This window comes from Nocardioides astragali (assembly GCF_024436375.1).
In the GTDB taxonomy this organism is placed as follows: domain Bacteria; phylum Actinomycetota; class Actinomycetes; order Propionibacteriales; family Nocardioidaceae; genus Nocardioides; species Nocardioides astragali.
This window is the reverse complement of record NZ_JAFMZM010000001.1, coordinates 83,734-96,581: the sequence shown is the minus strand read 5'-3', so window position 1 is coordinate 96,581 and position 12,848 is coordinate 83,734. Positions and strand designations below refer to the sequence as shown.

Below are 12,848 nucleotides of genomic sequence, written 5' to 3'. Positions count from 1 at the left end.
CGCACTATTGCGCAACATTAAGTGCGCACCATATGGTGCGTATATGCCGGGATACCGACAGCTCGCTCGCAACCGCGACTTCACGGTGCTGTGGATCGGCGACACGATCAGCGAGCTGGGCAGCGCGCTGTCGATGTTCGTCTTTCCCTTGATCGCCTACGCCATCAGCGGATCAGCGATCACCGCCGCACTCGTGGAAGCCGCCTACCTGGGCGGCCTGTGCGCGATGCTGCTGCCTGCCGGCGCGCTGGCCGACCGTCTCGACCGCCGTCGCATCATGGTCCTCGCCAGCGCCACCGGCTGTGCGGCGTACTCCTCGCTGGCGGTGGCCGGAGCCCTCGGAAGGCTCACGCTCCCGCACCTCCTCGCCGTCGCCGTCGTGAGCGGTGTCGCGGCTGGCGCCTACAGTCCCGCGCAGACGTCGGCGATCAGGTCGGTCGTCCCCACCGATGACCTGCCCACGGCGCTGAGCCAGAACCAGGCGCGCCAGCACGTCGCCTCGCTCCTTGGCGGACCTCTTGGAGGCGCGTTGTACGCCGTCACGCGATGGCTGCCCTTCGCTGCCGACGCGGTCTCGTTCGCCGTCGCGTGCGTCACCGTGAGCCGGATCCGCACCGACCTCTCCGCACCTCGCCGGCAGCATGAAACGCTGCGTCGTCAGCTCGCCGGAGGCTTCCGCTTCATGTGGGCGCAGCCGTTCTTCAGGACGCTGCTCGTGTGGGCCTCGCTCACCAACCTTGTCTCCAACGCGATCTTCTTCGTGGTCGTCCTGCGGATGGTCCAGGAGGACGTTCCGGCGACCCAGATCGGGCTCGTCTCGACGGCCGCCGGGGTGGGTGGTCTCCTCGGCGCCGCACTCGCTCCGGGCGTCATCCACCGACTGCCGACGTGAGCCCTCACCGTGATCATCGGCTGGATGTGCTGCCTGCCACTGGTGCCGCTGACCTTGTCGTCCGGTCCGGCCGTGGCCTGCGTCTGCACGTTCTTCTTCCTGCTGCTCAACCCGGTGGGCAACGCCGGCATCGGCTCCTACCGGATGGCGGTGACCCCCGACCACCTGCAGGGACGCGTCTCGTCGGCGAGCCAGTTCGCCTCGATGTCAGTCATGCCGCTGTCACCCATCCTCGGCGGCTGGCTTCTCGAACGGCTGGGCGGTCAGTCGACCATGAGCATCCTCGTTGCATGCACCGCCCTCCTGGCACTCGTGCTCAGCTCGAGCCGCTCGATCCGCTCAGTGCCCAAGCCGTCGGAGTGGGTGCGGGCGCAGGAGCAGCCACAGGCGCCGGCCCGGCCATCTGACCGGTCAGGCACTCGCGACCTGCGAGAACCGCTCCCCGACCTCGGCGATCCGCTCCGCCAGCTCGGGCGGTGACTGGACGACGAAGGCGGCTCCGGAGCCAGCCAGCACCATCACGGGCCAGTCGAGGTCGTCGACGTTCATCTCGAGCACGCAGCCGTCACCGTCCGGCGTCACCGTGCCCCAGCGGCCGACCTGGCCGGCAAGGGTGTCGGCGGGCATCGCGACGCGGACACGTACGGCGTAGCGCTGGGGCATCTGCCGGATGCCCTGGCGGACGAAGGCGAGCGCGTCCTCTGCGGGAAGCTCGCGCGCTCGGAACCGCTGGCCGGTCGGCTCGGGGGCGGAGATCCGGTCGAGCCGGAAGCTGCGCCAGTCGAGTCGGTCGCGGTCCCAGGCGACGAGGTACCAGCGTCGCCCGAGCGAGACGAGGCGGAGGGGTTCGACCCGGCGATGGGTCACCTCCGCCTCGCGCGCGGTGTAGTCGAAGCGGAGGAGCTCACTGTCGCGGCACGCCTGGGCCAGCGTGGTGAGCACCGCGGCGTCGAAGACCGGCGCTCCCTCCCACGGCCCGGGCGAGTCCGTCTGGGAGGCCACTGCGTCCATCTGGCGACGCAGCCGCGGCGGCATCAGGCTGAGCACCTTCGACAGCGCCTGGACCGACCAGTCGTCCATCCCGGCGACCGCTCCGGCGGCCGCCGTGCGCAGCCCGACGGCGATGGCCACGGCCTCCTCGTCCTCGAGCAGCAGCGGAGGGAGCGACCCGCCGGCACGCAGCTGGTAGCCCCCGGCAGCGCCGCGCACGGCGTCCACCGTGTAGCCGAGCTCCCGCAGGCGGTCGACGTCACGCCGCAGCGTCCGGGGGCTCACCTCCAGCCGGTCGGAGAGCTCCGGGCCCGGCCAGTAGCGGTGGGTCTGGAGCAGGGACAGCAGCCGCAGCATCCGTTCACTCGTGCTCATGTCTCCAAGAATATTCCGAATGCGGACAGATTCTGACCGCATGGGTCCATAACGTCATCTCCATGACCCACCACCACAACACCGGACCGGCGATCGTGACCCGTGGCCTCACCCGCCACTTCACCTCGCGCAAGCAGACCGTCGAGGCCGTCAAGGGCCTCGACCTCGAGATCGGGCAGGGCGAGCTGGTCGCCTTCCTCGGGCCCAACGGGGCCGGGAAGTCGACCACTCTGCGCATGCTCACCACCTTGATCCCGCCCACCTCCGGCTCGGCGAGCGTCGCCGGGCACGACGTGGTCACCGGCCAGCGGGACGTACGCCGCGCGATCGGCTACGTCGGGCAGGGCAACGGCGCAGGGCACCAGCAACGCGGACGCGACGAGCTGATCAGCCAGGGACGGGCCCACGGGCTCTCCCGCCGCGACGCCCATCGGCGAGCCGAGGAGCTGATCGCCGACCTCGACCTGGGGGCCGTGGCCGACCGCAAGGTCTCCACGCTCAGCGGGGGGCAGCGGCGTCGCCTCGACATCGCGATGGGACTGGTGCACCTGCCCCGCGTTCTGTTCCTGGACGAGCCCTCCACCGGGCTGGACCCGCAGAACCGGGCGAACCTCCAGTCCATCGTGCAGCGCCTGCACGCCCAGACCGGCAGCACGATCGTGCTGACCACGCACTACCTCGAGGAGGCTGACGCGATCGCCGACCGGGTGATCGTGATCGACCACGGGCTGGTGATCGCCGACGACACCGCCTCGCGTCTCAAGTCGGGACTGGGCGACCTGGTGCGGCTGGGCTTCGGCACGTCGGAGGCCTCGGCGACGGCAGCGGCCAGGGCCGGTCGTGTCCCCGGCGCTCGCGTGGAACACGACTCCACCCAGGTGAGCATCCGCGTCGCCGGCGGTTCGGAGCTGGTGGCCGAGCTGATCGGCGACCTGGCCGCCCTCGGCGCCCCGGTGGCGCGCGTGGAGGTCCAGCGCCCGACGCTCGACGACGTCTTCCTCGACCTCACCGGACGCAGCCTGCGCGAGGCGCACGCCGCCGAGACCCCCCAGACCGACACGACTCCGGCCGCCGGAGAGAAGAGCGAGGTTGCAGCATGAGCGCCCAGGACCTGACCCTGATGGACACCCCGAAGAGCAGCTTCGTGGCCGACACCCTCAACGTGATGAACCGTGAGCTCAAGCCGGTGTGGCGCGAGCCGATGGCGGTGATCTTCGCGATGATCCAGCCCCTCGTGTTCCTGGCGCTGTTCGCGCCGCTCCTGCCCGACCTGGCGACCGGCTCGGCGCTGCAGTGGTTCGTGCCCGGCATCGTGACCATGACGTGCCTGATGGGCGCGTCGTTCACCGGGGCCAACCTGATGGAGGAGATGCAGACCGGCTCCCACGAGCGGCAGCTCGTGTCCCCGCTCAGCCGCTCGTCGCTGCTCGTGGGCCGCGCGCTCAAGGAGGTGGTCCCGATGCTGATGCAGACCGCCATCATCCTGGCCGTCGTGACCCCGTTCAGCTTCGACCTGCACGTCGGCGGGGTGCTGGTGGGTGTGGGGGTGCTGTCCTTGTTCAGCGTCGGCATCGGCGCCCTGTCGTTCGCGCTCGCGCTGGCCGCCAAGGGTCAGGACTGGATGTTCTGGACCGTCCAGCAGACGCTGCTCTTCCCGGTGCTGCTGCTGGCGGGCGTGCTGCTCCCGATCGATGGCGCGCCGCGGTGGCTGCAGATCGCCTCGGACCTCAACCCGATGACGTACGTCGTGGAGGCCGTGCGGGCGCTCTTCGCCGGCTCGTTCGCCTGGGACACCGTGGCAGCCGGTTTCGCCGGCGCGGTGGTCGTCGCTGCCCTCGGCCTCTGGGTCGGCGTACGGGCGATGCGCCGGTCCAGCTGAGGGCCGTACGGGCGGCGCGGGAGTGCCTGTTCACCATGGGATGTCGGTGAACAGGCACTTCCCTGCATCAATTGACCAGGGGAAGTGCGGGTTCAGCGACATCCCATGGTGGAGCGTCAGGAGCCGAGGACCGAGGGGAGCGTGGCCCGCCACGCCTCCTTGACCTCGGCGACCGGCACGTCGAAGAGGCCGTCGACGGAGATCGTGTCGCCGCCGGTGCGGCCGAGCGGCGTGACGGGTACGCCGTGGCGCTCGGCGAGGGCGACGAGCGCGTCCGCCCGGTCGTCGGTCACCGTGACCACCGCGCGGGCGGTCGACTCGGCGAACAGCGCGACGAATCCATCGCCTCCGGCGACCTGTGCCAGGGAGACCGAGACGCCGATGTCGCGGCTGAAGGTCGACTCCGCCAGCGCCTGCGCGAGGCCACCGTCGGACAGGTCGTGAGCGCTGGTGACGACACCGCCGCGGGCCGCGTCCTGCAGGAGCGAGGCGAGTGCCTGCTCGGCGGCCAGGTCGAGCTGCGGCGGGAGCCCCCCGAGGTGGCCGTGCACGACGTGCGCCCACTCCGACCCGGAGAGCTCCTCGCGGGTCTCGCCCAGCAGGAACACCCGCTCGCCCCCGGCCCCGAAGCCGGTCGGCGTACGCCGGGTGACGTCCTCGATGACACCCAGGACGGCGACCACGGGCGTCGGCAGGATCGCCGTCTCGCCGGTCTGGTTGTAGAGGCTGACGTTGCCGCCGGTGACCGGGATGCCGAGCTCCAGGCAGGCGTCCTTGAGGCCGCGGCACGCCTCCGCGAACTGCCACATCACCGCCGGGTCCTCGGGCGAGCCGAAGTTGAGGCAGTCCGACACCGCGAGCGGACGGGCCCCACCGGTCGCGACGTTGCGGAACGACTCCGCCAGCGCGAGCTGGGCCCCGGCGTAGGGGTCGAGCTTGGCGAAGCGGCCGTTGCAGTCGGTGGAGACCGAGACGCCCAGGTTGGTGTCGGCGTCGACGCGCACCATCCCGGAGTCGGCCGGCTGGGCCAGGACCGTGTTGCCCTGGACGTAGCGGTCGTACTGGTCGGTGATCCAGGACTTGTCGCACAGGTTGGGGCTGGCCACCAGCCGCAGCAGCGTCTCGCGCAGGTCGGCGCCCGAGGACGGGCGGTCCAGCACCTCGGCGCGGTCGGCCTGGAGCGCGTCCTGCCAGTCGGGGCGAGCGAAGGGGCGCTGGTAGGTCGGGCCGTCGTGGGCCACCGACCGCGGAGGTACGTCGACCACGCGCTCGCCGTGCCAGTCGATGTGCAGGCGGCCGGTGTCGGTGACCTCGCCGACCACGACGGCCTCGACGTCCCACTTCTCGCAGATCGCCATGAAGGCGTCGACGTCGTCGGGCTCGACGACCGCCATCATGCGCTCCTGCGACTCGCTCATGAGGATCTCCTCGGGAGCGAGCGTGGAGTCGCGCAGCGGCACCTTGTCGAGCTCGACGTGCATGCCGCCGTCGCCGGCCGAGGCGAGCTCGGACGTGGCGCACGAGAGCCCGGCGCCGCCGAGGTCCTGGATCCCGGCGATCACGCCGGCGGCGAAGAGCTCGAGCGTGCACTCGATGAGCAGCTTCTCCATGAACGGGTCGCCGACCTGGACGCTCGGCCGCTTCGCAGGGCCGCCCTCGTCGAAGGTCTCGCTCGCGAGGACGGAGACGCCGCCGATGCCGTCGCCACCGGTGCGGGCGCCGTAGAGGACGACCTGGTTGCCGACGCCGGAAGCCTTCGCCAGGTGGAGGTCCTCGTGGCGGAGCACGCCCACGCACAGCGCGTTGACCAGCGGGTTGCCGAGATAGGTCTCGTCGAAGACGGCCTCGCCGCCGATGTTGGGCAGGCCGAGGCAGTTTCCGTAGCCACCCACACCCGCGACGATCCCGGGCAGCACGCGCGCGGTGTCGGGTGCGTCGAGCGGGCCGAAGCGCAGCGGGTCCATGACCGCGACCGGCCGGGCGCCCATCGCGAGGATGTCGCGCACGATGCCGCCGACCCCGGTGGCGGCCCCCTGGTAGGGCTCGACGAACGACGGGTGGTTGTGGCTCTCGACCTTGAACGTCACGGCGTAGCCCTGGCCGATGTCGAGGACGCCGGCGTTCTCGCCGATGCCCGCCAGCATCTTGCCGACCGGCGTCTCCTGCGGGATCTCGGAGAACTGCTTGAGGTGCACCTTGGTCGACTTGTAGGAGCAGTGCTCGCTCCACATCACCGAGTACATCGCCAGCTCCGAGCTGGTCGGACGCCGCCCGAGGATCTCGCGGATGCGGGCGTACTCGTCGGCCTTCAGGCCCAGGTCGGCCCACGGCTGCTCGCGCTCGGCGTCGACCGAGGCCGCCGCGACCGTGTCGAGGGTGCCAGAGGCGCCGGAGATGGTGGATGCGGACCGGTGGACGCTCGTCTCGGGCACGGCCCCCAATCTACCGGCGCGGCTCCTCGGGCTCCTCGCCGGGCGCATAGTGGACGACCGTGATGGCCGCCGGGCGGTCGCCGGGCTCCTCGTCGCCCTGGTGGGTGAGCTCGTCGGCGTCCGGCTCCGCGGACGCTTCCTCCTCCCCCAGCTGCTCCCGCTCGGCGCGGTCGTCCGTCTTCTCGCGCGCCTTCTCCGCCTGGCGCTCCGCCTTGCGGGCGGCTCGCTCGGCCCGCTTCTCGGCGAGCGCGGCCCGCTTGGCCTCCTTCTCCGCCTGCGCGGCGGCGGCCTTCTCCCGCGCGATCCGCGCAGCCTCGTCGTCGGCGGGCTTGTGCAGCTGCGGCGTGGCGAGGCGGCGCGACCCGCTGCGGCCACCGGCCGCGCCACCAGACGTCGCCCCCGCACGCACGCCCATGGCTCCGACGCCCATGCCACCCATCGGGGGCACGACGTTGGACGTACGCCCGCCGCCGCTCCGCCGGGTGATGCCGGCAGCGGCGGTGGCGGCGAACGGCGCCGACCCGGTCGGCGAGATGCCGGCGAGGTCGGGCATGGAGACCGAGATCGGAGCGATCGGGGGGAGCCCCGCCGCCCCGGCCACCCCGGACTGGGCCGACCCGAGCACCGAGGTGGACGCCGGCGGGACCGTGCCCACACCGGACTCCTCCTCACCCGGCGCCAGACCCCGGGCGAAGGTGGCGCCGGCCAGCGTCTTGAGCTCGGTGCTGACCATGACGAACTCGGCCCGTGCCGCCCGGAGCCGGGTGCTCTCCTGGTCGAGCGACAGCGTCAGTCGGCGTCGGATCTCGTCGGCCTCCGCCTGCCCGCGCGTGACCTTGCCGCGGTCCTCGTCGGCCTCGGGGCGGAAGACGAGGTAGCGCGACTCGCCCACGACCTCGTGGGGGACCAGCGCGACCTTGGTCCAGGCCTGGTCGAGCTCCTTCTGGTAGGACGTGATGATCGCGCTGATCGCCCGCAACGACCCGGAGATCTGGCCTGCCAGGGTGGTGAACCGGTCGAGGTTGACCAGCACCTGGCGTCGGTGGTGGTCGTAGCTCTCGGCCGCAGCCGCGTCCCAGCCCTCGGTGGCTCGTCGGGCGGCGTCGACGATCTCGTCGCCCCGGCGTGCCATCAGCGTCGCGATGTCGGTCCAGCGCTGTGCCGCGGCCTCCAGCGGTAGGACGTCGGCGCGCAGCTCCCACGGGTTGGCCGGCACGTCAGCGACCGCCGCATCCCGGGAGACGACCGAAGTCGCCGTCGCTCACCTCGTGGGCGGCCCTCTCCAGGTCGGCGGCCACCGTGTCGTCGGTGCGTACGGCGTCGTGGGCGGCCTCGACGAGCCCGGAGACCCCGAGGTCGAGGGCCTCGACCAGGGCGGCGACCACCTCGGCCGCGTCGGTGAGCGAGTCGGCGTAGGAGGACGCGACGTTGGTCATGCCCGTGGCGTCGCCCAGTGCCCGGCACGCTCCGGACAGGTCCTCGAGACCGCTCGCCCAGTCCTGCTGCATCGCGGCGAGAATGCGCTCCGACGAGGCGGCGAGCTCGACCAGCTTGGCAGGCTCCACCTGCATCAAGGAACGCTTCCCGATTCCGCTCACCTCAGCGGGATACCCCCCATGTGATGGCCCAAACACCGCGGGCGCGACCTGTGGGCAAACAAATCGGCATCGGCCGGTTTCGGAGCCGGGACATCGGGGAACGTCTGCGAGCACACCCTCTGCCCCAGGCACGTCCCCAGGAGCCGCGATGAACGCCGTGATGACCGTCGACCTCTCCGAGCTCGACGCCTGGTCCGCCCAGGTCCAGCGCGCCAGCGACGACCTCACCGGCATCGCCCGCAACGGGGGCAACAGCCTCGTCCAGACCGACTTCGGGCCGATCCTCGAGACGATGATGGGCGCCTACAACTCGCTCCTGCCGTCGGTCAACCAGTCGCTGGAGGACAACGGCACCGGGATGCGCGACCACGCCGAGGCGCTGCGGGCCACGGCTCGCGACTTCACGCTGACCGAGGACGGCGTCGTACGACGTCACAACGCCCACGGCGTCGACGCCCGCGACGGGTCGAGCAGCTTCTGGGACGTCGCCGACACCACGATCCGCCGGGCCGGCCCGACCGAGACCAGCCTCCCGCAGATCAGCTTCGGGTTCCCCTACGACACCGTGTGCGACCTGGTCCGGATGCTCACCGGGTTCGACATCCGCGCCGAGCTCGCCGAGAAGATCGGCGGCGACGTCGTCAGTGCCTCGTCGCAGGGCTCGTCCTTCGGCAGCCTCGGCCAGTCCATGACCGGAGTGGCGGCCAACCTGCAGAGCGGCGGGGAGACCATCTCGAGGACCTGGTCCGGCGGTGCCTCCGACGCCGCGATCAAGCAGATCGGCACGTGGGTCGGCTCGCTGAACACTCAGGCCGGCCAGCTCATCCAGATGGGGCAGAACATCGTCCAGATCTGCCGCGACGCCTGGCAGACCGCCCTATCGGTCGTGCAGTGCGTGAAGTCTGCCGTCCAGACCGTGTCCTCGGCGCTGGCCACCATGAGCATCCCCGGCGTCGGCTGGGCCCGCGTCGTCCAGGCCGTGTTCCAGGCGTTCCAGGCCGTCATGAAGGCCTACAAGGCGATCATGAAGCTCATCAACATCCTCAAGCAGGTCAAGTCCTTCATCGAGACCGTCAAGAACTTCTTCGATGGCGACAAGGCGCCGGTCTCCACACCCACCGCACCCACGTCGACCGGCACGCCGAGCAGCATCACCCGCGACCCGGGCTCGATCACCACCCCGACGGTCGGGCAGCGCCCGGCACCTGTCGCGCCCACAGCCCCCACCCCCGCCATCGCGTGACGTCACCGCACGACATGAGCGAGATCCGCAGCCAGGCCGAGATCCTGGCGTCCATCGCCGAGGCCCGCGACGACCTCACCGCCAGCCTGGCCGACCTCCAGGCGACGGTCGACCAGCTCAACGCCCGTCCGCTGCTGACCGACGAGGAGAAGGCGGCGCTCGAGGAGCAGGCCGAGTCGGGCGAGCTGGGCGAGGACATGAAGACGCTCGTCGGCAGGATCAAGGAGGGTGAGGACACCTGGGAGCAGGTCTTCTCCGGCGAGTCCCCCAACGGCAGCCTCCTCCAGGGCCACCTCACGAAGATGTGCGAGGAGCACAAGGAGGACATCGCGCTGGCCTTCGAGGAGCTCATCGAGGAGGAAGAGGCCAAGGGCAACTTCATCCTCGACGAGGTGCCCCCCAGCGACTCCTGACTGCGCGGACGTCGACACACGCGCGAACTACACGCCTGTAGTTCGCTCGAACCTCTGTTACCCGTGTGACTGGTGTGATTCTGTGGCGTTCCGCCTCGCCGCCTTCCCCGCCTGCTGGAGTCACCATGCGTCGCCCACGCCCGACACACCCACGCCCGACTCGGACCGCCCACCTGCTCCTCACCGCGCTCGCGCTGGTCCTCGCCTGGCCCACCGTGGCATCGCCTCCGGCGACCGCCGAGACGAGCGGCACGACACCTCGCCTCGCGTCCCAGCGGCAGGTCGCGCAGGCCACCCCTGGCGACTTCACCGGCTACGGCTTCGACCAGTGCCTGGCGCCGACCCAGTCCGCGATGGACACCTGGTGGAAGAAGTCGCCCTTCTCCGCGGTCGGCATCTACATCTCCGGCGACTCCCGCGCCTGCCGCTCGCAGCCGAACCTGAGCCCGACCTGGATCGCCACCCAGGTCGCCCGTGGCTGGCGGCTGCTGCCGATCGCCCTCGGCCCGCAGGCGTCGTGCCAGCCGCGGTTCCCGCGCTACTCCGACGACTTCAAGATCTCCGCGGACACGAAGAACGGCTACGCCAAGGCAGCCGCCCAGGGCGCCGCGGAGGCGGACAAGAACGCCGCCGACGCGACGGCGTACGGCATCGGGGCCGGCAGCACGATCTGGTACGACCTCGAGGGGTTCGACCTCGGCAACACGCACTGCCGCGAGTCCGCGCTGGTCTTCGTCTCCCACTGGGTGACGCGGATCAAGCAGCACGGCTACGTCGCCGGCTTCTACTCCAGCGCCAGCTCGGGCATCAAGATGCTCGACGACGCCCGCCGGTTGCGCCCCGGCCAGTTCGCGCTGCCGGACCGGATCTGGATCGCGCGCTGGGACGGTGCCGCGAACACCTCGACGACCTACATCCCCGAGGACGGCTGGCGTCCGGGTGGCCGGATGAAGCAGTACCTCGGCGGCCACAACGAGACCTGGGGTGGCGTGACGATCAACATCGACAGCAACTTCATCGACCTCGGTGCCGGCTCCGTCGCCGTCCCCGAGGGCCGTTGCCCCGGCACCCGGCTCGGCTACTGGAAGTACCCCACGCTGTCCCCCACCGCTGCGCAGGCGACCCGGGTCAAGGTCCTGCAGTGCCTGCTGACCGAGCAGGGCACCTACTCCGGACCGGTCAACGGTGCCTACGACCCCGCCACGATCGCCGCTGCCCGTGCCTGGCAGGCCAGCCGCAAGTTCACGCCCACCGACACGTTCGAGAAGCGGCACTGGACGGCGCTGCTCTCTGCCGGAGCGCGTACGACGGTGAAGCGGGGCTCGGTCGACGAGTCGGTCCACCGGCTGCAGCGCGCGCTCAACGCGGCCGGCGCCGGCCGGTTCCGGGCCACCGGAGTCTTCGACGCGAAGACCGAGGCCGCCGTGCGCGCCTACCAGTCACGCCTGAGGATCGCCGTCTCGGGAGTCGCGACGAGCCAGACCTGGAACAAGCTGCAGCGCGGCCTCTGAGCCGGGGTCGGTCAGGCCGGAGGACCGACCAGCAGGGCCACGCCGGTCAGCCCGGCAACGGCTGCCACGAGCAGGCCCGCGGCGAGCCGGTGGTGGCGCAGCAGCCAGCAGACGGCACGCTGGCGAGCCGTCGGGCTGTCGCGCCGCGAGAGCCACTCCTCACCGAGCAGCCCACGGCGATCGGCGTACACCTCGAAGAGGAGCGTCGCGAACGGCGGAACGGCCGCGGCCAGGCCGACGACGGTGCGGCTCAGAGACCACCGCTGGTCGATCGCGACGAGGAGCGTCACCAGGCAGTAGGCGATGAAGACGACGCCGTGCACCATCCCGAAGACCTGCACGCCCAGCTCGGTCGTGCTCGTGACGTACTTGAGGAACATCCCGCTGAGCAGCAGCGCCCAGGTGATCGCCTCCGCGACGGCGACGCCCCGGTAGAGGCGGCGAGGGTTCACGCGGGGTCCCCTCGGCGTTGTTCGGGGGAGCGAAGCGGAGGAGAAGAACGTCGTGGGGTGCTCACGCAAACGCCTTCTCGACCAGGGACGTGAAGAAGCCGAGGCCGTCGGTCCCGGGGCCCGTGAGGTCCTCGACGGCGTGCTCGGGGTGCGGCATCAGGCCGACCACGTTGCCGCGCTCGTTGGAGATGCCGGCGATGTCGCGCAGCGAGCCGTTGGGGTTGTCGTCGAGGTAGCGCGCGACGACGCGACCCTCGCCCTCGAGGCGGTCGAGCGTCGACTCGTCGGCGACGAAGCCGCCCTCACCGTTCTTCAGCACGATCGTCACCTCCGCGCCCGGGGCGTACGCCGAGGTCCACGCGGTGTCGGTCCGCTCGATGCGCAGGCGCTGGTCCCGGCAGACGAACTTGCGGTGGTCGTTGCGGATCAGCGCACCGGGCAGCAGGTGGGACTCGCAGAGGATCTGGAAGCCGTTGCAGATGCCCAGCACCGGCATCCCCTTGCCGGCCGCCTCGACGACCGAGGCCATCACCGGGGAGAACCGCGAGATGGCGCCGCAGCGGAGGTAGTCGCCGTAGGAGAAGCCACCGGGCAGCACCACCGCGTCGACGCCCCTGAGGTCGTCGTCGCCGTGCCACAGCGCGACCGCCTCGTTGCCACCGATGGTCACGGCGCGGCGCGCGTCGACGTCGTCGAGCGACCCGGGGAAGGTGACGACCCCGACCTTCATGAGGTGCGGCCCTGGGCGATCTCGGCGACGGAGTGCTCCTCGACGTGGACCTCGTAGTCCTCGATCACCGGGTTGGAGAGCAGGCTCTCGGCCATCTTGTCGATCTCGGCGAGCACCTCGTCGGTGATCTCGCCCTCGACCTCGAGCTCGAACCGCTTGCCCTGGCGGACATCGCTCACGCCGCTGAAGCCGAGGCGGGGCAGTGCACCGAGCACGGCCTTGCCCTGGGGGTCGAGGATCTCTGGCTTGGGCATGACGTCGACGACGACTCGGGCCACGGAGTGCTCCTGTGTGAAACCTGGTGGGAAGGCCGGCGACCACAGTCTAGGAGGG

Annotated in this window: 14 protein-coding genes; 7 read left to right on the top strand and 7 right to left on the bottom strand. The window is 71.0% G+C overall.

Features of this window, described 5'->3' with window-relative positions; all coding sequences use genetic code 11:
* The first annotated feature begins 43 nt into the window (after positions 1-43).
* Both J3P44_RS00480 and J3P44_RS00475 read left to right on the top strand, forming a co-directional pair.
* Entirely contained in the window at positions 44-892 is an 849-nt protein-coding gene (locus J3P44_RS00480) for an MFS transporter (RefSeq protein ID WP_255888270.1), read from the top strand.
* A gap of 24 nt (positions 893-916) precedes the next feature.
* Positions 917-1,372 carry an MFS transporter gene (locus tag J3P44_RS00475; protein ID WP_255888269.1) on the top strand — a complete coding sequence of 152 codons (456 nt, stop codon included), beginning with the start codon at positions 917-919 and terminating at the stop codon, positions 1,370-1,372.
* On the opposite strand, the gene J3P44_RS00470 is transcribed toward J3P44_RS00475, so the two are convergent.
* Positions 1,304-2,257 carry a helix-turn-helix transcriptional regulator gene (locus tag J3P44_RS00470; RefSeq protein ID WP_255888268.1) on the bottom strand — a complete coding sequence of 318 codons (954 nt, stop codon included), beginning with the start codon at positions 2,255-2,257 and terminating at the stop codon, positions 1,304-1,306. The two genes, J3P44_RS00475 and J3P44_RS00470, sit on opposite strands and share 69 nt — an antisense overlap.
* A 62-nt stretch (positions 2,258-2,319) precedes the next feature.
* On the opposite strand from J3P44_RS00470, the gene J3P44_RS00465 reads away from it, so the two are divergent.
* A complete protein-coding gene (locus J3P44_RS00465) occupies positions 2,320-3,357 on the top strand; it encodes an ATP-binding cassette domain-containing protein (protein WP_255888267.1) in 1,038 nt (345 codons plus the stop codon).
* Positions 3,354-4,136, top strand: a complete 783-nt coding sequence (locus tag J3P44_RS00460) for an ABC transporter permease (RefSeq protein WP_255888266.1) — start codon at positions 3,354-3,356, stop codon at positions 4,134-4,136. The genes J3P44_RS00465 and J3P44_RS00460 overlap by 4 nt, the downstream gene beginning before the upstream one ends.
* A gap of 116 nt (positions 4,137-4,252) precedes the next feature.
* Here the strand turns inward: J3P44_RS00460 and purL are convergent, their stop codons facing one another.
* From purL to J3P44_RS00445, 3 genes are read right to left on the bottom strand one after another with little or no spacing between them, the layout of a single operon-like run.
* Entirely contained in the window at positions 4,253-6,568 is a 2,316-nt protein-coding gene (gene purL / locus J3P44_RS00455) for a phosphoribosylformylglycinamidine synthase subunit PurL (RefSeq protein WP_255888265.1), read from the bottom strand.
* A 10-nt stretch (positions 6,569-6,578) separates the two neighbouring features.
* A complete protein-coding gene (locus J3P44_RS00450; RefSeq protein WP_255888264.1) occupies positions 6,579-7,784 on the bottom strand; it encodes a hypothetical protein in 1,206 nt (401 codons plus the stop codon).
* Between the two features lies 1 nt (position 7,785).
* Positions 7,786-8,139 carry a hypothetical protein gene (locus J3P44_RS00445; RefSeq protein WP_255888263.1) on the bottom strand — a complete coding sequence of 118 codons (354 nt, stop codon included), beginning with the start codon at positions 8,137-8,139 and terminating at the stop codon, positions 7,786-7,788.
* 175 nt (positions 8,140-8,314) lie between these two features.
* Here J3P44_RS00445 and J3P44_RS00440 point away from each other — a divergent pair, with 175 nt between their 5' ends.
* The 3 genes from J3P44_RS00440 (at position 8,315) to J3P44_RS00430 (ending at position 11,333) form a co-directional block, all read left to right on the top strand.
* The gene (locus J3P44_RS00440) at positions 8,315-9,409 is read left to right on the top strand and encodes a hypothetical protein (protein WP_255888262.1); all 1,095 of its coding nucleotides are present in this window, start codon (positions 8,315-8,317) and stop codon (positions 9,407-9,409) included.
* A gap of 14 nt (positions 9,410-9,423) precedes the next feature.
* A complete protein-coding gene (locus J3P44_RS00435; protein ID WP_255888261.1) occupies positions 9,424-9,822 on the top strand; it encodes a hypothetical protein in 399 nt (132 codons plus the stop codon).
* Positions 9,823-9,947: 125 nt separating this feature from the next.
* On the top strand, positions 9,948-11,333 hold the full coding sequence (locus J3P44_RS00430) for a glycoside hydrolase domain-containing protein (protein WP_255888260.1): 1,386 nt from the start codon (positions 9,948-9,950) through the stop codon (positions 11,331-11,333).
* Positions 11,334-11,344: 11 nt separating this feature from the next.
* Here the strand turns inward: J3P44_RS00430 and J3P44_RS00425 are convergent, their stop codons facing one another.
* The 3 genes from J3P44_RS00425 to purS all read right to left on the bottom strand — a co-directional run bounded on the left by J3P44_RS00425 (position 11,345) and on the right by purS (position 12,793).
* A complete protein-coding gene (locus tag J3P44_RS00425) occupies positions 11,345-11,785 on the bottom strand; it encodes a DUF3817 domain-containing protein (RefSeq protein WP_255888259.1) in 441 nt (146 codons plus the stop codon).
* Between the two features lie 61 nt (positions 11,786-11,846).
* Positions 11,847-12,515, bottom strand: a complete 669-nt coding sequence (gene purQ, locus J3P44_RS00420) for a phosphoribosylformylglycinamidine synthase subunit PurQ (RefSeq protein WP_255888258.1) — start codon at positions 12,513-12,515, stop codon at positions 11,847-11,849.
* On the bottom strand, positions 12,512-12,793 hold the full coding sequence (gene purS / locus J3P44_RS00415) for a phosphoribosylformylglycinamidine synthase subunit PurS (RefSeq protein ID WP_255888257.1): 282 nt from the start codon (positions 12,791-12,793) through the stop codon (positions 12,512-12,514). Before purS ends, purQ begins: the two co-directional genes overlap by 4 nt.
* Positions 12,794-12,848: the final 55 nt, after the last annotated feature.